General features: G+C 30.2%; 20 protein-coding genes and 1 riboswitch. Of the genes, 15 read left to right on the forward strand and 5 right to left on the reverse strand.

Annotation, left to right across the window (positions count from 1 at the left end; genetic code table 11):
* Positions 1-21: 21 nt before the first annotated feature.
* On the reverse strand, positions 22-1,308 hold the full coding sequence (locus JG776_RS01875) for an aminotransferase class V-fold PLP-dependent enzyme (protein ID WP_291964147.1): 1,287 nt from the start codon (positions 1,306-1,308) through the stop codon (positions 22-24).
* Between the two features lie 195 nt (positions 1,309-1,503).
* Here JG776_RS01875 and JG776_RS01880 point away from each other — a divergent pair, with 195 nt between their 5' ends.
* The 5 genes from JG776_RS01880 (at position 1,504) to JG776_RS01900 (ending at position 7,888) form a co-directional block, all read left to right on the forward strand.
* Positions 1,504-2,979 carry a methyl-accepting chemotaxis protein gene (locus tag JG776_RS01880; RefSeq protein ID WP_291964148.1) on the forward strand — a complete coding sequence of 492 codons (1,476 nt, stop codon included), beginning with the start codon at positions 1,504-1,506 and terminating at the stop codon, positions 2,977-2,979.
* A 123-nt stretch (positions 2,980-3,102) separates the two neighbouring features.
* Positions 3,103-3,828: an ABC transporter ATP-binding protein gene (locus JG776_RS01885; RefSeq protein ID WP_291964149.1), complete on the forward strand. Its 726-nt coding sequence runs from the start codon at positions 3,103-3,105 to the stop codon at positions 3,826-3,828.
* Positions 3,821-5,476: a hypothetical protein gene (locus tag JG776_RS01890; protein ID WP_291964150.1), complete on the forward strand. Its 1,656-nt coding sequence runs from the start codon at positions 3,821-3,823 to the stop codon at positions 5,474-5,476. The genes JG776_RS01885 and JG776_RS01890 overlap by 8 nt, the downstream gene beginning before the upstream one ends.
* A 308-nt stretch (positions 5,477-5,784) precedes the next feature.
* Positions 5,785-6,633, forward strand: coding sequence for an FAD:protein FMN transferase (locus tag JG776_RS01895; RefSeq protein ID WP_291964256.1), 849 nt, complete (start codon positions 5,785-5,787; stop codon positions 6,631-6,633).
* Positions 6,634-6,643: 10 nt separating this feature from the next.
* A complete protein-coding gene (locus JG776_RS01900) occupies positions 6,644-7,888 on the forward strand; it encodes a 4Fe-4S binding protein (protein ID WP_291964151.1) in 1,245 nt (414 codons plus the stop codon).
* A gap of 134 nt (positions 7,889-8,022) precedes the next feature.
* On the opposite strand, the gene JG776_RS01905 is transcribed toward JG776_RS01900, so the two are convergent.
* A complete protein-coding gene (locus tag JG776_RS01905; RefSeq protein ID WP_291964152.1) occupies positions 8,023-9,078 on the reverse strand; it encodes a Gfo/Idh/MocA family oxidoreductase in 1,056 nt (351 codons plus the stop codon).
* Between the two features lie 452 nt (positions 9,079-9,530).
* Here JG776_RS01905 and JG776_RS01910 point away from each other — a divergent pair, with 452 nt between their 5' ends.
* The 7 genes from JG776_RS01910 (at position 9,531) to JG776_RS01940 (ending at position 15,915) form a co-directional block, all read left to right on the forward strand.
* Positions 9,531-10,811 (forward strand): phosphatase PAP2 family protein, encoded by a 1,281-nt coding sequence (locus JG776_RS01910; protein ID WP_291964153.1) that lies wholly within the window; start codon positions 9,531-9,533, stop codon positions 10,809-10,811.
* Between the two features lie 2 nt (positions 10,812-10,813).
* Complete coding sequence (locus JG776_RS01915) at positions 10,814-11,656, forward strand: homocysteine S-methyltransferase family protein (RefSeq protein ID WP_291964154.1); 843 nt, start codon at positions 10,814-10,816, stop codon at positions 11,654-11,656.
* A 53-nt stretch (positions 11,657-11,709) separates the two neighbouring features.
* Positions 11,710-12,099 carry a bacteriohemerythrin gene (locus JG776_RS01920; RefSeq protein ID WP_291964155.1) on the forward strand — a complete coding sequence of 130 codons (390 nt, stop codon included), beginning with the start codon at positions 11,710-11,712 and terminating at the stop codon, positions 12,097-12,099.
* Positions 12,100-12,288: 189 nt separating this feature from the next.
* A riboswitch (TPP riboswitch) is annotated at positions 12,289-12,402 on the forward strand.
* Between the two features lie 81 nt (positions 12,403-12,483).
* A complete protein-coding gene (thiD, locus tag JG776_RS01925) occupies positions 12,484-13,293 on the forward strand; it encodes a bifunctional hydroxymethylpyrimidine kinase/phosphomethylpyrimidine kinase (protein WP_291964156.1) in 810 nt (269 codons plus the stop codon).
* On the forward strand, positions 13,283-13,996 hold the full coding sequence (locus tag JG776_RS01930; protein ID WP_291964157.1) for a cytosine permease: 714 nt from the start codon (positions 13,283-13,285) through the stop codon (positions 13,994-13,996). Before thiD ends, JG776_RS01930 begins: the two co-directional genes overlap by 11 nt.
* 72 nt (positions 13,997-14,068) lie before the next feature.
* A complete protein-coding gene (gene thiE, locus JG776_RS01935) occupies positions 14,069-14,692 on the forward strand; it encodes a thiamine phosphate synthase (protein ID WP_291964159.1) in 624 nt (207 codons plus the stop codon).
* 317 nt (positions 14,693-15,009) lie between these two features.
* The gene (locus tag JG776_RS01940; protein ID WP_291964161.1) at positions 15,010-15,915 is read left to right on the forward strand and encodes a DMT family transporter; all 906 of its coding nucleotides are present in this window, start codon (positions 15,010-15,012) and stop codon (positions 15,913-15,915) included.
* A gap of 220 nt (positions 15,916-16,135) precedes the next feature.
* Here JG776_RS01940 and JG776_RS01945 read toward each other — a convergent pair whose 3' ends face one another.
* A complete protein-coding gene (locus JG776_RS01945; RefSeq protein ID WP_291964163.1) occupies positions 16,136-17,458 on the reverse strand; it encodes a glycosyl hydrolase family 18 protein in 1,323 nt (440 codons plus the stop codon).
* A gap of 163 nt (positions 17,459-17,621) precedes the next feature.
* On the opposite strand from JG776_RS01945, the gene JG776_RS01950 reads away from it, so the two are divergent.
* From JG776_RS01950 to JG776_RS01960, 3 genes are all read left to right on the forward strand, one after another.
* A complete protein-coding gene (locus tag JG776_RS01950) occupies positions 17,622-18,392 on the forward strand; it encodes an ABC transporter ATP-binding protein (RefSeq protein WP_291964164.1) in 771 nt (256 codons plus the stop codon).
* Between the two features lie 332 nt (positions 18,393-18,724).
* Entirely contained in the window at positions 18,725-19,849 is a 1,125-nt protein-coding gene (locus tag JG776_RS01955; RefSeq protein WP_291964166.1) for an ABC transporter ATP-binding protein, read from the forward strand.
* Positions 19,849-21,387 carry a glycine betaine ABC transporter substrate-binding protein gene (locus JG776_RS01960; protein WP_291964168.1) on the forward strand — a complete coding sequence of 513 codons (1,539 nt, stop codon included), beginning with the start codon at positions 19,849-19,851 and terminating at the stop codon, positions 21,385-21,387. Before JG776_RS01955 ends, JG776_RS01960 begins: the two co-directional genes overlap by 1 nt.
* Positions 21,388-21,408: 21 nt before the next feature.
* Here JG776_RS01960 and JG776_RS01965 read toward each other — a convergent pair whose 3' ends face one another.
* A complete protein-coding gene (locus tag JG776_RS01965) occupies positions 21,409-22,029 on the reverse strand; it encodes a TrkA C-terminal domain-containing protein (RefSeq protein WP_291964170.1) in 621 nt (206 codons plus the stop codon).
* 85 nt (positions 22,030-22,114) lie between these two features.
* Positions 22,115-22,717: a lactate utilization protein gene (locus tag JG776_RS01970; RefSeq protein WP_291964172.1), complete on the reverse strand. Its 603-nt coding sequence runs from the start codon at positions 22,715-22,717 to the stop codon at positions 22,115-22,117.
* Positions 22,718-22,964 lie beyond the last annotated feature (247 nt).

Genomic DNA, 22,964 nt, shown 5'->3' on the forward strand with positions numbered 1-22,964 from the left:
GGGTGGCAAGTTGCCGCCCCTTCATTTTGATGAATACTTTTTAGTTATCTCCTCAAGTGCAAACTTTAGTCTATCTATTTCCTCAAAGGTGTTGTAGAGTGCAAAGCTTAATCTCACAAGCCCAGGTCTTTTAGTTATATCACTATCTCTAATTATATTCTTAATATCGCTTCTATTTAAATTTAAAAGCTTATGAACATACGGCTGTGCACAGAAGCACCCATTTCTAACGCCTATTCCGTATTCCTCAGAAAGTATTCTTGCTACATCGTTGTGATTTACTCCTTCAATATTAAAAGGAATAATTGAAACTTTATTTTCTATTCCATCACAGTAGGACCTTATATCTTTTACATCCTTTAAAGCTTCAGAAGCATATTTTAAAAGTTCCTTTTCATATTCCTCTACTTTATCAAGCCCAATATAATTTAGAGTATTAATAGCGGAAATTAATGCAGCAACACCCATAACATTAGGAGTCCCCCCCTCCTCCTTGTGGGGTAGGTCATCCCAAATAACAAAATCGTCGGTTACAATCTTTACAGTTCCTCCTCCCTTTATGTCTGGAATGCCTGAACTTAAACTGTTTTTATCCCCAACTAAAACGCCTATACCAAAGGGAGCATACATTTTATGGGCAGAGAAGGCAATAAAGTCTAAATTTTTACGTTCATCCTCATTTTTCATAGATATTTTCTTATGGGCTATAATCTGTGCACAGTCTACAAATATTTTAGCGCCATATTTATGACATAGTGCAGCAATTTCGTGGACAGGGTTAATGTAGCCAGTTACATTAGAAGCATAGGTTATTGCAACAAGCTTAACCATACCATAATAACTTTTTAATTTTTTTTCAAGGTTTTCAAGATCAATTCTTCCACAAGAATCTGTCCTTACAGTATCAATATGGAACCTAAACCTCCAGGGGAGTAAATTAGAGTGGTGTTCCATTTCAGTTGTTAGAACAACACAATTTGGATATTGGCTACATATCTTGAAGGAGAGCTTGTTTATTGCTTCGGTGGTATTTTTTACAAAGATAACAGTATCCTCTTTGCTACCACCTACAAAGTTTATAATATCTTCTCTTGCTGATTCATATATTTCCGTTGATACTCTTGATTTGTAACCTTCACCACGATGAATAGAAGAGTAGTATTCTGAAAAGTAATTTATAAACCACATTACATTTTTAAAGGGAGGTGTTGTTGCTGCATTATCAAAATTTATATATTTAATAAAACTGCCATCCTTTAATGGAACTAAACTCTCAACCCCAACAACAAGATCTCTAAAGGAATCCATAAAAATCACCCCTTTGTTTTCTATACTATATTATTCAAGAAGTGCCACTCACGTGAAATGTAAAATTACCATTTTGTAGGTAGAAATCAATTATATAATTTTTATTTATGGAGAATATCAAATTAAGTATAAAGTTTTCAATAATTCATACGATAAGATAATTGAACTATATAGTTTAAGAAAGGGGAAAGGTAGATGGGTATTATCGAAAGAGAAATTAAAATGATTAACAAAAGAGTTTTACAAATCCACGTACTAATTTTTGTTATCTTTGCATTGGGCTTTACTGGAGAGTATATGAAGGGAAACAGGACTCTCCCTTTTATAGCTGGGGTTTTATCAATTACTTTTATTGGACTTGTAGCCTCATATATTTTATATAATAAGAAAAACGATTCTACAAAAATCAAATGGATTTTAATGATAAGCTATGGTATTGCGTATGTTGTAACACTATTAACTGCAGATAAGGCAATGACATTTATATTTTTCTTCCCATATGCTGTTACATATACACTTTATGCAGATTGGGTGCTAACAACGATTCAAAACACGGTTGCCTTTATTACAATTGGATTATTTATATTTTTAAGAATTAATGCAGGTGCAACAACAAGCCTTGATACTTCAAACTATACACTTATGGCAGGAACTGTATTGATGTATATTCCAGCAACATTTACTATAGTTAGAGTAACAAGAAACTTAAGAAAGCAAACTATGGATAATTTAATTGAACTTGAAAATAAAGAAAAAGATGCAAGAAGAGCGATGGAAAATTTAATTGAAATTGCAAATTTAGTAAAGAGCAATTCAAATGAATTAAATAGCATAATTGATGAAATAGCATCATCAACTATGGCCTTTTCAAATGCAGTAGAGGAAATAGCCCACGGTGCATCAAATACTGCAGAGGAAATACAGGATTCAAATAATGCAATAGAATCTATAAGAGAAGAAGTAGAGAATACATCAAGGGTCTCAGCAGAAATAAAAGCGGCAACAGAGCAAACAACTCAAATAGTGCAAAATGGACAAGCAATAATAAATGACCTATCAAATATGGCAGATGAAGTTAAAGATAAAAATGATAGTGTAAGTAAAACTATGGATTCACTTAAGATAAAGTCAGATGACATTGTTAATATAACTGGTGTTATTGCACAGATTGCAGAGCAGACAAATCTTCTTGCATTAAATGCAGCAATAGAGGCGGCAAGAGTTGGAGAAGCAGGACGTGGATTTGCAGTAGTTGCAGATGAAATTAAAAAGCTTGCACTTGAGAGCAAGAATAATTCAGATAATATAGCAAACATAATAAGTGAACTTCAAAATGAGACAATAACATCAGTAAAGGCAGTTGCAGAGCTTATAAGAATAAATGAAAAGCAACAAAAACTTGTTGAAGAAGTAAGCAGTATGTTTGGAAGGATTAATCTAAATGTAGCTGACATTAAAGAAAAGACAGATATGCTAAATAGGATGATGGAAAATGTAACAGCAGGAATGAATAGAATAGCAAATGCAGGAGAAAATATAGCAGCAGTTTCACAGGAGACTATGGCAAATTCTGAAGAGGCGGCTGCAATGTCAAGAGAACATATAAACCAAGCAGAAAATGCAAAGAGACTTTCAAACGAGCTTTTAGATATGGCAAATAGACTTGTGTAAAAAAATCGTTTTGGCGTATTGCCAAAACGATTTTTTCTATTGAATTTTTAATTAGGCTTTGTTAAAATATTATTAGATATTTAGACAAATGTCTAATTACAAATATTTCAAAGAGGTGTTAGTATGATAACAATTCAAAATGTATCTAAAACTTATGGAAAAAACAAAGTTAAGGCACTGGATAACATTAACTTTGAGGTTAGGGATGGGGAAATATTTGGATTTTTAGGCCCAAATGGGGCAGGGAAAACTACAACGATAAAACTTATTACAGGAATACTTAATATGGATGAAGGTAGTATATTGGTAAACGGAATAGATGTTAAGAAGAATCCTATTGAGGCAAAAAAGCAAATAGGCTATGTTCCAGACAATCCAGAAATATTTAATAGACTAACAGGATTAGAATACTTAAATTTTATTGGAGATGTTTTTGAGATGGACAGCAAAGAGAGAACAGATAAAATAATGGAGCTTGCTGAAGAATTTGAAATAAAATCTGCACTTAAGGAGAGCATAAGTAGCTATTCCCACGGAATGAAGCAAAAATTAGTTTTAATAGGTGCCCTAATGCACAATCCACCAGTTTGGATACTTGATGAACCTATGGTAGGGCTTGACCCTAAATCTGCCTTTACCCTAAAAAAGATGATGAGGCAACACGCAGATAGTGGTAAAACAGTTTTCTTTTCAACCCACGTTATGGAGGTTGCAGAAAAGGTATGTGATAGAATAGGAATTATAAAGGGTGGTCGTATAATATTTGTAGGTACAGTTGAAGAATTAAAGGAAAGAAAGAATGATGAGTCATTAGAAAATATATTTTTGGAGTTGATTGAAAATGAGTAATGGATTAAATTTAGCGAAAATATATATAAATTCATCATATGGTTTAAGTAGATTTATTAAGGACTTAAAATACAATAAAAAGAATGCTGCAAAGACAATAGGTCTTATATTATTAATTATACTTTCCTTTAGTGGTATGTTTGGAATGTATCTGTATTTTAATATTAAGATGTATGATCTATTGAAAACTATTAATCAACAGGGTACTGTAATAACTTTAGCTGTAGTATCCGCCTCAATTTTAACACTTATGTTTGGCATTTTAACGGTTTTAGCGAATTATTTTTATAATCAAGAGGGAGATATAATATTAGCACTTCCAATAAAGAAGATGGATTTACTATTTGCTAAATTCATCAATGCATATATTATAGAGTTAATTGTTACATTTGTATTTATGGGAGTTGGAGTTGGTGTTTATGGAATTAAATCAAGTGAAGGGATTTTGTTTTATATAGTTTCAATAATTGCAACAATGTTTATTCCATTAATTCCACTTTCAATTTGCTACTTTTTAATAATCCCCTTAATGAGATATGGAAACTTAACAAAGAAAAAAGATCTCTTTATGATTTTGGGTGGTTTTTTAGGAATTTTTATAGCTATTTTGTATCAGTTATTAGTAAATAAGCTTGCCAGCACTAATGCAGGACCAGAGGAATTGATAAAAAGCTTGATGAGAGAAAATGGATTGATTGATCTATTTGGAAGAATTTATTATCCATCAATATGGATAAGCAATGGGATAATAAAATATAAAAGTTTATCAGGTATATTGTATTTATTTGCATTTGTTTTATTGTCTACTTTAGTAGTGTATTTACTTTTAATTTCTACTTCAAATTTATACTATTCAAGCATTATTGGAAGTAGCGAGATTACAAAGAAAAATAGAGATATTAAAGTTGAAGAGATAGATAGAGTCTTTAAGAAAAGAAGTCTACTTATTTCTCTATTTTTAAGGGAATTGAAGCTTATGAACAGAGAGCCTATATATTTTTTAAATGGCCCCTTTGTTATTTTTTTACTTCCACTTATACTTGTAATTATGTTTACAGTAAATAAGCAAAGTTTTGGTGAAATCGATAGCTTAATAAATGGAGCTAAAAATATAAAATATATGTTACTGATTTCAACAGGTTTAATTATGTTTGTTGGTTCTACAACTTCTATAACTTCAACCTGCATATCAAGGGAAGGCAGTGGTATATATGTTTTAAAATCACTTCCAATTAGGCCTATTGAACTAATAAAGGCAAAATTTATGCACGGTGCCTTCTTTGGATTTGTTGCATCAATAATTGTAGGTGTACTACTTTTATATTTAAAGGTTCCATTTTATATAATCTTTCTTTCATTTGTGATAGGAAACTTATATTTATTTGTTGTATACCTTGTTGGAATAATCCTTGAGCTCAATTGGCCAAAGTTGGTATGGGATAATCCACAAAAACCAATGAAGCAGAACGTTAATGCTGTTTTTATAATATTTATTAATTTTGCTTTAATTGGAATTAACTATTTAATAACAAAGACCATACCTCAAAGTATTCTTGTATTATCGTTTTTTATAATACCAATTATATTGCTTTTATGTGCATATATCTATTTAAATAAAAATATAGAGAGGCTTTATAGCAGACTGTAGTATAGATTAAATTTTAATACTAAGTATTATGAGTAGGTTTCAGTTTGGTTAATAAGAACTAAACTGAAGCCTATTATTTTGTTTAGGTTTTCAATTTAAAGTTATTATGGAATATATTAGATAATGTCACAATTCACCTGGGTGGCACTCTTATTTACATTTTATTAACAAATTTTGCATCGTAATGTCACGATATTACAATAGAATTAACTAATAAGGAGGTGTGAACAATTAAAGGTATATATGCTTTAGGAAGCGATATTTATGTTAATGCACAAAACTTTAGAGGTAAGATAGCTTCAGAATTTATTTTTAGAAGAGTTTTAAGTATAGATAAAAGAATGTCAGCATTTAGAGAAGATAGTGAAGTAGGCTTAATTAATAAAAATGCAGGCATTAAAGAGGTTTTAGTAAGTAAAGATACTAAATATGTAATAAATAGAGCACTTGAGTTTAATAAAATATCTAATAAATTTGATATAACCATAGGGCCTTTAAGTTTACTTTGGAGTAAAAAACTAAAAAATAATCAAATTCCAAGTAAAGAAGAAGTAAAAAATATAAAATCATTGGTAGATTCAAGGGACGTTGTAATAAAAGAGGATTTTGTATCTTTAAAAAGAGAAGATATGATGATGGATTTAGGTGCAATAGCAAAGGGATATGCAACGGATATATCAAAGGATATTTTAAAGGCCTTTTCGGTTAAAAATGTCCTTCTTGATTTTGGAGGGAATATATATACAATTGGTAAAAACAAAGGAAAGCATTGGAGCATAGGAATACAAAATCCATTTTCAGATAGGGGAGAGATATTAGGAATATTGAGTTCTACAGATGAGAGCATTGTAACATCGGGAATTAATGAAAGGTATACTAAAATTGGTGATAAAATATATCACCATATAATAGATAAATACACAGGTTATCCTGTTGAAAATGAAGTTGCAAGTGCTACGATTGTTTCACAATCATCAATTGATGCAGATGCCTTTGCTACAATTATTTTGCTTGAGGGATTGAAGGAAGGAGTTAAGTTAATTCATTACTTTAATTTAGAAGGAATAATTGTAACAAAGGATAAGGAGATATTTGTATCAAGAGGGTTGTGTGAAAGATTAAATTTTATTTGTGACTATCAAATCTTTAAAATATGAGGAGGGCTTTATGTTAAGAAGAAAAAATGTAACCAATTATTTAAGGCTTGCTATACAACTTATGTTTTTAATTTTAATGCCAGGATTATTTACGATGATTTTCGGACAGATGAGGCAAATTTATACTTCTATAATTTCAGGTAAAATAAATTTTAATATTTTAGTTAATACAACATTGCCACTACTTATTTTAGTCTTTTTAACAATAATATTTGGTAGATTCTTTTGTGGATATATGTGTGCCTTTGGAACAATAAATGATCTACTTTATAAACTCTCATCAAGGGTTTTTAAAATAAAGTTTAAAGTAAATAGATCAGTAGATAGTTTTTTAAAATTAATAAAATACGCTGTTTTACTATTTATTATAGTTGGAGTTTGGACCTTTGGAATAAGTGGTTTAAACAGTATAAATCCTTGGGAGGCTTTTGCACAGCTCATTCAGTTTCCACCACAGCTTGCAAGTGTAACAGCATTAATTGTTCTAATACTTATATTTGTAGGTGCATTATTTATAGAGAGATTTTTCTGTAGATATTTTTGTCCTCTTGGTGCATTTTTATCAATCCTACAGGTATTTAGAATAGTAAAGATAAGAAAGGATAAAACTGGATGTATTAATGGTTGCAATGCTTGTACAAGAAGTTGTCCAATGGGAATTAATTTGGATAAAGTAAACAGAGTTGATAGTTTAGAATGCATTGAGTGTATGAATTGTGTAGGGATTTGTCCTAAAGGAAACGCTAAATTAACTATATTTGGTAGGGTGGTTAATCAAATAATTATCATAGTTGTATTTGTTTTAGCATTTTTAGGACTTAAAGGCCTTGCAGAAAAAGTTATAGATTTTAAAATGATGATGGAAGATAAGGATAGGAGCATTAATTTTGGTGAACATATGCCAAAGCCAGATGGAAAGAGAAGACATAGACGTGGTGGAGAAGAACAGCAGAGAGTACAAAATGTTGAGGTTACACAGGGAAAGTACAAGGATGGAAAGTATATAGGTTCAGCGATAGGGTTTAAACCAGGTCTTACTGTTGAGGTTACAATAAGTGGTGGAAAAATATCTAAAATTGAGATTGTAGACCATAATGAAACGCCAAGCTATGCAAAAATACCATTTAAAATTGTTCCAGATGAAATAATTAAAAAGCAATCAACAAATGTAGATGCAGTATCTGGTGCAACAAGAACAAGTGTTGGTATAATGAATGCAGTAGCAGAGGCACTAAAGCAGGCAGAGCAAAAATAGAATTAAATTAAATTAAAATATAAAAGCCCCATAAATGAGACTAATTAGTCCTTTTAGGGGCTTTTTTAAATTAACTACCAGAAGTGTTTTTAGTGGTACTAATTAAGGAAATGCTTTTATACACATCTACGAGATTAATTATATGGAATAAATTGGATAATGTCGCATTTCACCTGGCTGGCACTTTCTAATATGTATATTGTGTTTCTTGCCTCTTCTGCTGTAACAGGTACTCTTTTGCCTTCTACAATTGCACTATATAGCTCTCTATAATACTCCCTATAATCACCGCATTCACTTTGTATAGTTGTCCTTATATCAATCCCATTTAGATTTGTATTTAAAATTCCATTTGTAGTTTCAGGCTCTTTTCCCCAAGGAGAGTATGTATTTGGTGTAAGCCCCCTTCTTAAATGTTCCTCTTGTACATCCATTCCATACTTCACAAAATTTCCGTTTTCACCTGTTACTATGTATTTAGGTAGAGGTTCTTTTACAAGCATTGAAGCTTTAAGTGTAACCTTTAAGTTATCGTAAAATAAAATAATTTCAAAGTTATCGTCTGCCTTTGCAAAGCTTCTTTGTTTTCTTACATCGGCAAAAAACTTATTGGGTGTTCCAAAAAGATAAAGAGCTTGGTCGACAAGGTGTGAACCTAAATCATATAATATTCCAGAGCCAGGTATATTCTCCTCCCTCCAATAATTTTTAGGGAAATTTCTAAATCTATCAAAATGTGCCTCAAATTCAACAATCTTTCCTAAAACACCGCTTTCGATAACCTTCTTTACTGTTTTAAAGTCGCTGTCGTATCTTCTGTTTTGGTAAACTGATAAAACCTTAGATTGTTCTCTCGAAATTTTAATCAAATCTTCAGCCTGTTTTGTTGTGACAGTAAAGGGTTTTTCAACTACAACGTGCTTTCCCTTTAAAAGAGCCCTCTTTGCATATTCATAATGGCTTTCATTTGGAGTTGCAACCACAACAAGATCTATTTCATCACCATTTAAAATATCATCAACATTACTACAAACCTCTGCAGAGTATTTTTCTTTTGCTATTTTGATATTCTTTTCGTTTTTCGTATAAATTTTTTTTAATGAATATCCTTCTATGCAGTCTATAATAGGTGCGTGAAACACTTGTCCAGACAGCCCAAAGCCAATAAGTCCAACATTTATATTTTTCATTTTATCACCTCAAATTAATTTATATTTTTAAGCAAATAAAGTATAAGTTTGTTTAGATGAGGATAGGGAAAAATTATTTACTATAATTTGTAATAAATCTCTTATATTAAACATTTCATAACTATTTTGTTAAAATTATTTTATATTATTTAAAAGTCAATAACAATAAAAAAATGCAGTGCAAAAATTAAATGTTGTATCATATAATAAAAGTTTGGGATAAATTAAAATTATTTATTCCAAAAGAGGGATTTATAAATTATAATATTTTATAAGGCATAAATTTGTTAATGTATTATTTTAATAAGTGTTTATTATGAGCATTGGTATATCAAAATTATATTATCTATCTTCTGAAGATTTATTTCGATAGTTTTTTAAATTAATATAAATTTATATTTAGTATAAAATGGCTAATGTCACATTTCACTTGGGTGGCACGGAGGTTGGATATGCAGCAGATATTACAACATTTAATAAACATATTTCAATCCTATGGAATACTTGGTTTAATTGTCTTATCCTTTGCAGAGTCTTCGTTTTTCCCAATACCGCCAGATGTTATATTGATTCCTATGTGTTTAATGGACAAAAATATGTCATTTTTATATGCATTATCAACAACATTATCTTCCGTTGCAGGAGGTATATTTGGGTATTACATAGGGAAAAGGCTTGGGAAACCAATATTGGGGAAGTTTTTTAAAGAGGACAAAATTAAAAAAGTTGGATATTACTTTGATAAATATGGAGGTTGGTCTATAGTAATTGCAGGCTTTACACCAATACCATACAAGATATTTACAATTGCAGCTGGTGTGTTTAACATAAACTTTTTTACATTTGTTACTGCCTCTTTAATAGGCAGAGGAATAAGGTTTTTCCTTGAAGGAATTTTAATTTTCTATATGGGAGATAGTGCAAAGTATTTTATTACGAACTATTTTGAGTATATAACAATAGGAGTTGCTCTTGTATTAATTTTATTCTATACATTATTTAAATATTTAAATAAGAAAAACTTGTTAAAACTGAATTTTGCTGTATATAAGAAAAAAATATATGCAAGATTAAATAGTTTCCACAAAAAATATAGAATTGTTGATCAGACAGCCTTTTATGTATATACATCAATAATATTATCTATCTTCTCTCTATTTGTGTTCTGGGAACTTACAGAGGAGAATTTTATTCATAAGAATTATACCTTTGATATGTATATATTACAATTAGTATTATCAATTAGAAATAATGTTTTAATTAAGATATTCAAGGCAGTAACTGTACTTGGTAACTATCAATTTGTAATTGCATTTACAGTTTTAGCCGTCTTACTTATGATAAAGAATAAGCAAAAAAGATTTGCATCATTTTTTGCATTAAACATAACATTAGTATGGCTTTTTAATGAACTTTTAAAGGTACTTTTTAAAAGACCAAGACCAGATTTAATATATAGGTTAATTGAAGCAAAGGGATACAGCTATCCAAGTGGCCACGCTATGGTTTCTTTAACCTTTGCCCTTGTTTTTGTGTATTATCTAAACGAAATGGAATTTAAAAATAACTTTATAAAGTGGATAGTTTTAATTTTAGCTCTTATCATAGGTATAAGCCGCATATATCTTGGGGTACACTACTTTACAGATGTTTTAGCAGGCTGGGCAGTTGCAGTAATCTACTCAACAACAAGCATATTAATTTATAAAAATGTTTTAATAAAGGTGAGGTAAAAATGTTTCCATTTAATAATAACAAGGTTATGCTTTTAGATGGTGCAATGGGTACAATGGTTCAAAAATATAAAAGAAAAAGGGATATAGTACCAGACACCCTTAATATTACAGAAGCTGAACTTATAAAAAAAATACATAGTGAGTATGTTGATGCAGGATGTGATGCAGTTGTAACAAATACCTTCCGTTCAAACAGATTAAGTATGGAAGAGTGTGGATTTGATTTTAAAGAGGTAATAAAAAGAGGAATAGACATAGCAAGAAGTGCAAGCAAAGATTTACTTGTTGCACAAGATATTGGGCCAATAGGAAAACTTATTGAGCCTAAAGGGCCTATAAGTAAAGAACAGGCCTTTGAAATTTATAAAGAGCAAATTAAGATAGGCAAAGAAGAAGGTGTGGATTTCATACTTATTGAAACAATGTATGATATTGAAGAATTAGAGATTGCCTTAAATGCAGCAGATTATTTTAATATACCTGTTTTTGCATCTATGTCATTTAACAAAGAGGGAAGTACTTTTTTAGGTTATACTCTTTATGATATGATAAAAACAATTGAAAAATATAGGGTTGTGGCAGTTGGTGCAAACTGTTCAACAGGCCCCTTTGATATGATAAATATAGCCCAGGAAATATTAAAAAGTACAAACATACCTGTTCTTGTAAAACCCAATGCAGGAATTCCAAAGGAAATAGATGGAGATTTGGTATATGATGTTGATGAAGATGAGTTTGCAAAACACATTTTATCAATGATTAATATAGGAGTTAAGGTTGTAGGAGGCTGCTGCGGAACAACACCAAGCTATATAAAGAGGATAAGGGGTTTAATAAGTTAACAAAGTGAAATTATAAAGAGATTACTTATGCATTTTAGGATAGGAGGATGATTATGATAACGTGGAAAAAAGAATATTCAATGGGGGTTGAACATATAGACAATCAGCATAAGCACTTAGTTGAAATTGCAAATAAAGCTTATGAAGTATTAAAAAATGATTTATACATTGATAAGTTTGATAAAATAGTTGAAATATTGAAGGAACTTGAAGATTATACTGTATATCATTTTGATTCTGAAGAAGAATATATGAAACAAATAGGACATGAAGGTTATTTTTTACATAAAATAGAACATAAGCAGTTTATAGATAAAATAAAATCAATTGATTTAAATAAAGTTGATATTGAACAAGATAAGTATTTACTTGATATATTAAATTTCATAGTTGATTGGTTGGTAAAGCATATATTAGAAAAGGATAAAGAAATAGTAAAATAGGCTTTATATCGATTTTAGGGAAGGTATTTCATTAAAGTGTTATCATTTTTACATGAGGTTATTTTAGAAATATATTTTGTATATTTTATTTACTAAATAATAAATTTTTGCAGTCAAATAATATAATCTAAAAAATACTTGAATATATAAAAAATTTTAACTATAATGAAATTGGTTAAAACTTAATAATTACGCCACAAGGGGAGATGGATGAGGCCATCTGAGAGTAAGGTCCGTTGAAACCTTTGACCCTTTGAACCTGATCTGGTTGATACCAGCGTAGGGATGTGGGATACTAAAAGATATCAAGGCTATTCCCACTGGAATAGCCTTTTTTGTAACCACCCTTGCTGGGTGGTTTTAGATTTTTTTGGAGGTGATGTTATGAAAAAGGTGTTAACAATTGCAGGTTCAGACAGCTGTGGAGGTGCAGGAATTCAGGCAGATTTAAAAACATTTTCAGCTCATTTAGTGTATGGTATGAGTGTTATTACTTCAGTAACAGCACAGAACACTCAAGGAGTAATTCATTCCTATGATTTACCTGTGGAGGTGATCGAAAAACAAATTAGTGCAGTTTTTGATGATATTAAGGTTGATGCAGTAAAAATTGGTATGTTGTCAAGCAGCAATATAATTGATGTGGTTGCTAATTCATTAAAATTTTATAAAGCACCAAATATTGTTTTAGATCCTGTTATGATTTCAAAAAGTGGATTTAAGCTATTAAAAGATGAGGCAATTAATAGTTTACTTAGCAAATTGATACCAATTTGTACAATAATAACCCCAAATATCTATGAGGCAAGTTTAATAGCTCAGATGGAAATTAAAGATGTAAATGATATGAAGAAGGCTTGTAGGAAAATATATGATTTAGGAGCAAAATATGTTCTTGTTAAAGGTGGACACCTAAATGGTGATGCAATTGATATATTATTTGATGGATTAGAATATTACCAATTCAAAGGAAATAGAATTAAAACCAAAAATACACATGGTACAGGTTGTACTTTATCTTCAGCAATTGCTTCAAATTTAGCATTAGGATTTGATGTTATAGAAGCTATAAGTAGAAGTAAAAATTATATACAAAATGCAATTAAAAATTCCTTCAGCATAGGTATGGGGGTTGGGCCGGTTGATCACTTTTATGCTTTCAAAAGTAAGGAGGTAATTATAGATGAAGAATAAAAAAGGAAGATATTTTTTCTTTTTATGGTTTGGGGCAGCCATTTCGGTCGCTGAAATAATGGCAGGAGCCTTTCTTGGATCTCTTGGTATAAAGAAGGGGGTAGCTGCAATAATTATAGGGCATTTAATAGGATGTTTGATATTGGGATTAGCTGGAGTTATAGGACAGGAAAAGAATATGACAGCTATGGAAACAGTTAGTTTATCCTTTGGTGTTTTCGGGAAATACATATTTTCGATTTTAAACTTTATACAACTAGTTGGCTGGACATCAATTATGCTTATTACAGCATCTAATGGTATGAATCAAATCTTTAAAAGTCTATTTGGTTATGAAAACTTTTATATATGGGTTTTAAGTGTTGGCGTATTAGTTTATATATGGACTGAATATAGTTCCTTTAAATATCCAAAATTAAACTACATATCAGTTGTTCTACTTATGTTTCTTTCGTTGGTGATGTTTTATATTTTAGTAAACTCAAGTACAAATAACCTTGAATGTACTGAAGGAATTTCTTTTGGGTTAGGGCTTGAACTTAGTATTGTAATGCCAATATCATGGTTACCTTTGATATCTGATTATACAAAATATGGTGAAAACAAATTAAGTTCATTTTTAGGGGCAGGATGCGATCCATTGATTTCTTGCATATCAGGTTATGCAGTGAAGAGGCATATAAAAAGTCAGGAAATAATATAGGGACATTTAAGGTTAAATTGTTTGATGAAATATATAATTTAAATGATATAAAAATAAAAGAAGGTGTTAGACTTGAAAAAGGTTGATTATAGTTTGCATCTAGTTACAGATAGAAAAATAATTGGAGATAGAGATTGGTTAAGTTGTATTGAGGATGCTATTAAGGGAGGAGTTACAATTGTGCAACTTAGGGAGAAGGAGGCATCCTCTTTGGAATTTTATAATATTGCAATTCAAATGAAGAAAATAACCAGTAAATATAGTATTCCATTAATAATTAATGATAGAGTGGATATTGCATTAGCTGTAGATGCTGATGGTGTACATATTGGACAAGAAGATATACCTGCCAAAAAGGTAAGGCAACTTATAGGTGAGAATAAAATTCTTGGAGTATCCGTAAGTAATATAGAAGAGGCAAATAGGGCATTTGAAGATGGAGCAGATTATTTAGGTGTTGGTGCTATATTCCCAACAGATACTAAAAAAGATGCAGTTAATGTAAATATAGAGACGCTAAAGAAAATAAGAAACAATTTAAATTGTAAAGTAGTTGCTATAGGTGGTATAAATGAAAATAATGTTTATAAACTTAAGGGGCTTTGTGATGGGGTAGCAGTTATTTCAGCAATATTAGGTAAAGAAGATGTAAAAGATGCTGCTATAAAAATTAAAAGTAAATTTTTACAAGAATAGGGCAAATAAATTGTCCTGAGATTGTTGACAAATCTACTTATTAGATAAATTATGAAAAAGCCCTATGAATGGATTTCAATGGGCTCTTTCGTGAGCTTTAGCAATACTAAGCTTTTCAAATAAAGAAAAGCTTAGTATTGCTTAGCGAAATGAATCGATGCCCAAGAAATCCTTCATAGGGCTAATCAAAATATACCTTTTTCAACAGCCTGAGGGCAAATAAATTGCCCTATTTTTATTTAAAACAACTTTTATTGCTATTGTTTTATTTTAATAAAACTTATGTTAGAATATACAAAGTGAATAGGAGGTGTGTTATGAAAAAGTATCTTCCATACTTGGCTGGAGTTACGATGTCTTTAATTTTTGGTTTTTCCTTTATATTTAGTAAAGCTGCATTAGAGACGCTGTCAACCTTTGAACTTTTATTTTTAAGGTTCACAACAGCAACAATAACAATGTCTCTTTTAATATTGTTTGGGATTGTTAAGGTAAATTTAAGGGGCAAAAATTTAAAACCCCTAATATTAGTTGCCCTTTGGCAGCCGATTATATATTTTATTATGGAAACAAAGGGGCTTCAGTATACTACATCATCAGAGGCTGGGGTTATGATGGCCTTTATTCCTGTACTTGTTGCAATACTTGCAGCGTTTTTATTAGACGAAAAACCTTCAAATATTCAATGGATATTTATAATTATATCTGTTGTAGGGGTTCTAACGATTGTATTAGGTGGAGGAAATTTAGAGGCAAAGGGCCAATTAAAAGGAATTATATTTTTACTCTCTGCAGTTTTTAGTGCTGCAATGTTTAATATCTATTCAAGAAGAGCCTCACAGGATTTCACATCATACGAGACGACTTATTTTATGATGATACTTGGGATGATTGCTTTTGGAACACTATATTTTATTCAGGGTATAATGTCTAATGATATTAATATTTTATCTAAGATAAATATACAGGTTTCAATTTCAATTTTCTACCTTGGTGTATTGTCATCGGTTTTTGCATTTTTGCTTGTAAATTACAGTTTATCAAAGCTTCCTGCATCACAATCATCAGTCTTTGCGAACCTTACTACAGTTGTATCGGTTATAGCTGGTATTATAATAAGAGGTGAAAGTTTTGAAAGCTACAAATTGATTGGTGCAGTAATGATAATTATTGGTGTGTGGGGGACAAACTATTTTGGAATACGTAACAAAAATAGGGCATAAAGCCCTGAGATTGTTGATAAACATAGTTGTTAGCTAAGTTTTGAAAAAGCCCCATGAATGGATTTCAATAGGCTCTTTCATGAGCTTTAGCAATTCTTAGCTTTTTCAAACAAAGAAAAACTTAGAATTGATTAGCGAAATGAACGAATGCCCAAGAAATCCTTCATGGGGCTAATCAATATATAATTTTTTAGCAGCAATAGGGTATAAAGCCCTATTTTTATTTATTAAATTTAGCCTTTATCATATTCATATAATCTGTATTTTCAAGTCCAAGTCTCCAAATAGCAACTCCAGAAAGATTATAACTGTTTACTAAATCAAGCTTATATGCAATGCTTTTATCATTTTCAAACCAAACAGAATGTGCTACTCCATTTACATCTGTATAATTAAAATAAGGTGACTTTGATATATCATCCCAAAGGATAGTTGCATTATTGCTATTTGCAATGTTATAAATTCCATTTATACTATATGCCTTTGTTCCATTTGAGGACCAGTCGTATCCGTAGGCTGCAAGTCCTAAGAAAATCTTTTCTTTAGGAACAACAGTAATAGTATAATCTATTACCTTCTGCACCCATCCAATGGATGCAATAGCACCAGGTGTACCCCCTGGGTAGTGCTCATCGTAGGTCATTAGTATAAATTGATCTACGTACTTTGAAAGTTCGGCATAATCATAGGCACCTGTCCAGCTATTAGTTAAGCTGTCATATGTTTTGGCAGGAACAGAGATGCCTATTATATATCCTTGTGGTTTTAATGCAGTATAAAGCTCCTTCATAAAAGTTGATAGATAGCTTCTGTTGTAGTAATAAACTCCTTCAAGGTCTATGTTTACGCCTTTATAACCATTTAGTTTTAGTGCATTTGATATATTATTTATAAGAGCTTGTCTATTTTGTGTATTTTCAAGTAGCTGCTTTGCTATGTCACCACTGAAGTTATTACTTACCATTGCGATAGGAGTTATTCCATTGTTGTTTGCATAATTAATTTGTTCAGTCGGAACTAAACCAGATATATTTCCAAGCCCATCTGTTGTATATGTGTGCGTAATTACTGTGTTTAAAAGAGAAGTATTGTTTACCATAGAATTATAGGAGGACTTGTCCCCGCTGTAATAGTAGGTTGTAAATCCAATAACCTGCTTTTGATTATTAATAACAATATTCTGAGTAGTTACTTTTATATGAGCAGAATCACCTGATGTGCCATAGGTATTGTAGGCACGAACAAAAAACCAATATACCGTAGCAGGTTTTAAATTTGTAACTTTATAGCTTGTTGCTGAAGTAGTTGCAATTTGTGTGTAGTTTGAATCATTTAAAGTTGCCATAAATACTTTATAGCCCGTTGCACCTTGGCTACTTGTCCAAGTTAAAGTAAGTTCATTTGTTGTTATACCTGATGTACTTATGCTTGAAGGTGCAGCAGGAGATGTTCTTTTTCTTACTTTTGCAAAGGCTGTTACAAAACTTGTAAGTGTAAAAATAATAAGCAGGATTGATAAAATTAATTTTTTCTTATTTGTCATACACTACCCCCCTAAAACTTTATATATTATTTATCGTAATGAATAATTATAAAGTTTAAATGTAATTTATGGGTATATTACCAATGAAAAAGTAGTTTAAAACTTGAAAATAATTATATTTTGTGTCAAAATTAACCTATATACAAAGCGAAGGAGGATAATGATGGATAATATAATTTCAGTTGAAAATTTATATATGGATTATGGAAGTGGGGATGTATTAAAGGGAATTAGCTTTGAGGTGCCAAAGGGGCAGATTGTTGGATATATTGGCCCAAATGGTGCTGGTAAAAGTACAACTATTAGAATATTTTTAGGAATGACAAGTGGATATAGAGGTACTGTTAAAATTTTTAGTGAAGATATAAGGGATAAATATGAGTATAAGAGAAGAATAGGTTATGTTCCAGAAATTATTGAATTCTATGACAGCCTAACTCCAGTTGAATACCTAAACTTCATAGGAAGCATATATGGACTTGAGGAAAATAAACTCAATAAAAAGATAGACGAGTTACTAAATATTTTTGACCTCTATGAAGTAAAAAATACAAGGATTTCATCCTTTTCAAAGGGGATGAAGCAGAAGCTTGCAATAATCTCATCAATAATACATAACCCAGATTTAATATTCTTTGATGAACCAATTACAGGCCTTGATGCAAATAGTGCGATGGTCTTTAAAGAAATGATGCAGGCATTAAAAAATGAAGGCAAAACCATATTTTATTCATCCCATATTATGGAGGTTGTTGAAAAGGTAAGTGATAGAATACTTCTTTTAAATGATGGTCAAATTGTAGCTGATGGTAACTTTGAAGAACTTAAGGAGAAGGTATTAGGAAGCAGCCTTGAGGATATATTTAACACATTAACTGGATTTACAAACCGTTCAGAGGTTGCCAATAGACTTGTTGAAGTGATTAACTCATAAAAGACCTAAATTATGTATTATTTTAGACGTGTTTTTGCACGTCTTTTTATTTTATAAGTCATATAGCATTTAAACCATCTAACTTATTGCGAAAGCATAAAAACTTATTTAGAAAACAAAAAAGAATTGACAGAGTAACAACTTATAAAATATAATAAGATTGTTACTTAAAAAATTATATATAAAAATACATTAAAATCCAGCAAACATATTCATTTCAACTTAAATTTCATAGAGGAATAGTTATCGAAAATAAGCTCAATCTAATCTCATTTCAGTTGAATTCATAATGAGCTTTATTAAATAATTTAATATTAAAAGGAGGGATTGTGGTGATCCAATTTAAAAATATTCAAAAGAAGTATAAAGATACCACAGTTATTAATGACTTTACATTGACTATTAATAAAGGAGAACTTGTAGTTTTTGTAGGACCAAGTGGTTGTGGAAAGACAACGTTACTTAAGATGATTAATAAATTAGAAGAACCAACAAGTGGAAAAATTTTTATTAATGGTGATGATATTTCTAAAATAGATACAATTGAGTTAAGGAGAAATATTGGGTATGTTATTCAACACAATGGTTTATTTCCGCATATGACTGTTAAAGAAAACATTGAGTTAGTCCCCAAAATTAAAGGAGAAAACATAAATTCAATTGAAAATAAAACAAAAGAACTTTTAAAACTTGTTGGATTAGAACCTGATGAGTATATGAATAGATATCCAAGCGAACTTAGTGGAGGACAACAGCAGAGAATAGGGATAGCAAGGGCATTAGCAACTGATGCAGATATCATACTTATGGATGAACCTTTTAGTGCATTAGACCCTATAACAAGAAATAATTTGCAGGAGCAACTGTTTCAATTGCATAGAGAACTAAATAAAACAATAGTATTTGTTACACATGATATGGATGAAGCAATAAAATTAGGGGATAGAATTTGTTTAATGCATTCAGGAAAAATATTACAATATGATACGCCTGATAATATCCTAAAGAATCCTGCAAATGATTTTGTTACAGATTTTATTGGTAAAAAAAGAATTTGGAATAATCCAGAGTTTATAAAGGCTGAAGATATAATGATTAGAGAACCAGCAACAACAGGTTCTAATAGAAATGTGCTTCAAGCAATAGAAATAATGAAAACAAATAAAGTCGATAGTTTAATGATAACCGATAAAGAAAATAAACTTATTGGACTTGTTACATTAAAAAGAATTAAGACAGAGGAAAGGAACGTTTTACTTAAGGATGTTATGGAAACTAATTTGGTTACTGTAAACAAGCAAAGTAACCTTGTAGATGTTTTAAAAACAATGAATATACATTCCATTGGATATGTTCCAGTTGTAGATGACAATAATCAACTGTTAGGATTAATAACAAGAAGTAGTGTGCTATCGGCATTGGCTACTCAAATTGCTGATATGGAGGTGAATTTCTAATGATGGAATTTATAAATTTTGTTGTTACAAGAAGTGATCAAATTGGGAATCTTATAGTACAACATATATATTTAAGCTTCATTGCTGTATTAATTGCAATTTTAATAGGGGTACCCCTTGGAATTATAATAACAAGGGTAGAAAAACTATCAAAACCAATACTTGGTTTTGCAAATTTAGTACAAGCAATTCCGAGTTTAGCTATATTAGGATTCTTAATACCTTTTGTAGGAATTGGAAAAAAACCTGCGATAATAATGGTTGTAATTTATTCATTACTGCCTATAATAAAAAATACTTATACAGGTTTAGTAAATATTGATAAAGATACAATTGAAGCTGCTAAAGGTATAGGATTAACAAATAGTCAAATTTTAACAAAAGTTCAATTGCCATTGGCATTTCCTGTTATAATGGCAGGTATTAGAATATCGGCTGTAACAGCTGTTGGGTTAATGACAATTGCTGCATTTGTAGGAGCAGGTGGTCTCGGATATTTGGTTTTTTCAGGAGTCCAAACAGTAGATAATTATATGATTTTAGCAGGTGCAATACCAGCATGTATATTAGCTCTTTTAATGGACTTTATTTTGGGAAAAGCAGAAAATAGATTACACTATAAAAACAAAAAAAATTATAAAGGCATAAACAAAAAAGTATTGGTTGCTTCAGGGTTAATAATTGTTTTAATTGTGTTTGGGGTTGCTAATCAAACTAAAAGTAATAAAATAACTATAGGCTCTAAAAATTTTACTGAATCTATTATTTTAGGAAATATGCTTGCAGATTTAATAGAGGAAAATACGGATTTGAAGGTTGAGAGAAAATTAAACTTAGGTGGAACTCAAGTAGTTTTTGGCGCATTAAATTCTGGTGATGTTGATTTATATGTAGAATATACAGGAACAGGTCTTGTAAATATATTAAAAAAAGAAACTATAACAAATCCACAGGAGGTATATGATATAGTTCAGAGAGAATTTAATGAAAAATATGATTTGAAATGGCTAAAACCATTAGGATTTAACAATACTTATGCAATAGCAGTAAGAAAAGATACTGCAGAAAAATATGGATTAAGGACTATATCAGATTTAAAAAATGTAAGTAACGAATTGATTATGGGACCGACAATAGAATTTTCAAATAGACCGGATGGATTAATTGGATTGAGTGAAAAATATAATTTAACATTTAAATCTGTTAGTCCAGTTGATGGAGGGCTAAGATATACTGCAATTAATAGTAAAAAGAGTGATATAATTGATGCGTTTTCTACAGATGGATTGTTAAAAGCATTTGACTTAGTAGTGCTTGAAGATGATAAAAACTTTTTCCCACCATACTATGCAGTACCACTAATTAGACAAAAAACACTAAAGAAATATCCTGAATTAGAAAGTGTAATAAACAAATTAGCTGGAAGATTGAATGATGAAAAGATGAGAGAGTTAAATTATAGAGTTGATGAGCTGAAGGAATCACCAGAAAATGTAGCAAGGGATTTTTTAATTCAAGAAGGCTTGATAGAAAAATAGGAGGCTTAAACATTAAGCCTCCTATTCATTTAAGTAGCTAAGTGTTCTCTCATATACATTGTTATCACCAATTATAAGCAAAATATCCCTTTCCATAATTGTAGCATATGGTCCAGGTGAAATTATAAGTTCTCCATTCCTTTTTATACCAATAACTGTGGCACCAGTATTTTGCCAAAATTTAATATCTGATATAGTTTTACCAATATACTTACAACTTGAAGGAATTTCAATTTCTATAGGTACAAGTGGATTTGTATTTTTTAGTTTAGATGCATAATCAAACAATTTATTTACAGATTCAATTAAAGCGTTATCAAGCTTAGTTCTTTCTTCAAGATATGTATTAATTTTGGCTTGAAGTTCTTTAATAGTTTCGATTTTAGAAAAATTATTAATATACTTAAGAGCATTTTCTCTAGAAATAATTTCAATACCGCTTCCCCTTGTTGATTGAAGGATATTCACGTCTTCTAATAACTTTACAGCTTTTCTTATTGTTTCTGGTGAAACATTATATTCGCTTGCTAAAGTTGATCTTCCATGCAGCTTTTCTCCTATTTTAAAATCACCTTTATAAATTCTATTGGCAATATCAATTGCGATTTTTTCATAAACAGGAATACTGATTTTTTCGTTCATTTTGTCCTCCGAACCAATGATTTTGAATTATTACACATAAATAATATCATACTTATTTTAAATAATCAATTTTATGTATAAAGGGTTACATACCTAAGTTTTCATCAATTATAATAATTTCTGATTCAACACCGTCCATTTTTTTAAAATAAATATTAAGTGCATTACAAATTCTTTCAGGACTTGAACAGTTATAACATTTATCACCTTTTATAGCACAAGGGGTTTTAATTCCAAGACGCTTTGCATTTTTAGGCGCAGCAATATTTCGAGCACGCCAAATTGCTTTTTCAAGATTAGGTTCAATTTTATTTGCTCCGAAAATAAAAAATACTTTTTTGTGTCCAAACAATGAACCGGCTATTCTGTTTCCTGCATCGTCGATATTAACAAGTTCACCTGTTTCTGCTACAGCATTAACAGATGTAAAATAAACATCTGTTAAAAGAGTTTCTTTTGCAATTTTAAAGAATTCATCTCCTGAAAACTTACTTGGATCAATTACATAGTTATATTTTGACAGGTGATCTGCCAAATTTAATTCAGATAGGGTTAGAGAGTCTCCAAAGCCTATTTTTACTCCCTTTACATTTTCTACAATATATTCAATTGCATCTTTTGAGTTCTTGAAAAATGAAACCTTATATCCATTTTTCTGTAACGCTTCTATTGTTTTTTCATATTTCATTTTTAATTACCTCCATTATTTTAAACTAAATATATAAGCAGCTATCCTCATTAAGTGAAAACAGTACAGTTAAAATTGTTTTAGTTAAAAATTAATAATGTAATAAATGTTATTAATTATAGATATGTTTATTTTAGTACAATTTAATTATAACTAATTCAAAAATAGTTATACAAATATTTACATAATTATATTATTTGATATAATATAATTATAGCATATTATAAAAAATTTCTAATATTTTTAA

This window comes from Caloramator sp. (assembly GCF_020054765.1).
Taxonomy (GTDB): domain Bacteria; phylum Bacillota; class Clostridia; order Clostridiales; family Caloramatoraceae; genus Thermobrachium; species Thermobrachium proteoclasticum.

Coding starts and splice junctions, on each gene's coding strand:
- JG776_RS01875 (WP_291964147.1), bottom strand. CDS start 1,308: ATGGATTCCTTTAGAGATCTTGTTGTTGGGGTTGAGAGTTTAGTTCCA.
- JG776_RS01880 (WP_291964148.1), top strand. CDS start 1,504: ATGGGTATTATCGAAAGAGAAATTAAAATGATTAACAAAAGAGTTTTA.
- JG776_RS01885 (WP_291964149.1), top strand. CDS start 3,103: ATGATAACAATTCAAAATGTATCTAAAACTTATGGAAAAAACAAAGTT.
- JG776_RS01890 (WP_291964150.1), top strand. CDS start 3,821: ATGAGTAATGGATTAAATTTAGCGAAAATATATATAAATTCATCATAT.
- JG776_RS01900 (WP_291964151.1), top strand. CDS start 6,644: ATGTTAAGAAGAAAAAATGTAACCAATTATTTAAGGCTTGCTATACAA.
- JG776_RS01905 (WP_291964152.1), bottom strand. CDS start 9,078: ATGAAAAATATAAATGTTGGACTTATTGGCTTTGGGCTGTCTGGACAA.
- JG776_RS01910 (WP_291964153.1), top strand. CDS start 9,531: ATGCAGCAGATATTACAACATTTAATAAACATATTTCAATCCTATGGA.
- JG776_RS01915 (WP_291964154.1), top strand. CDS start 10,814: ATGTTTCCATTTAATAATAACAAGGTTATGCTTTTAGATGGTGCAATG.
- JG776_RS01920 (WP_291964155.1), top strand. CDS start 11,710: ATGATAACGTGGAAAAAAGAATATTCAATGGGGGTTGAACATATAGAC.
- thiD (WP_291964156.1), top strand. CDS start 12,484: ATGAAAAAGGTGTTAACAATTGCAGGTTCAGACAGCTGTGGAGGTGCA.
- JG776_RS01930 (WP_291964157.1), top strand. CDS start 13,283: ATGAAGAATAAAAAAGGAAGATATTTTTTCTTTTTATGGTTTGGGGCA.
- JG776_RS01940 (WP_291964161.1), top strand. CDS start 15,010: ATGAAAAAGTATCTTCCATACTTGGCTGGAGTTACGATGTCTTTAATT.
- JG776_RS01945 (WP_291964163.1), bottom strand. CDS start 17,458: ATGACAAATAAGAAAAAATTAATTTTATCAATCCTGCTTATTATTTTT.
- JG776_RS01950 (WP_291964164.1), top strand. CDS start 17,622: ATGGATAATATAATTTCAGTTGAAAATTTATATATGGATTATGGAAGT.
- JG776_RS01960 (WP_291964168.1), top strand. CDS start 19,849: ATGATGGAATTTATAAATTTTGTTGTTACAAGAAGTGATCAAATTGGG.
- JG776_RS01965 (WP_291964170.1), bottom strand. CDS start 22,029: ATGAACGAAAAAATCAGTATTCCTGTTTATGAAAAAATCGCAATTGAT.
- JG776_RS01970 (WP_291964172.1), bottom strand. CDS start 22,717: ATGAAATATGAAAAAACAATAGAAGCGTTACAGAAAAATGGATATAAG.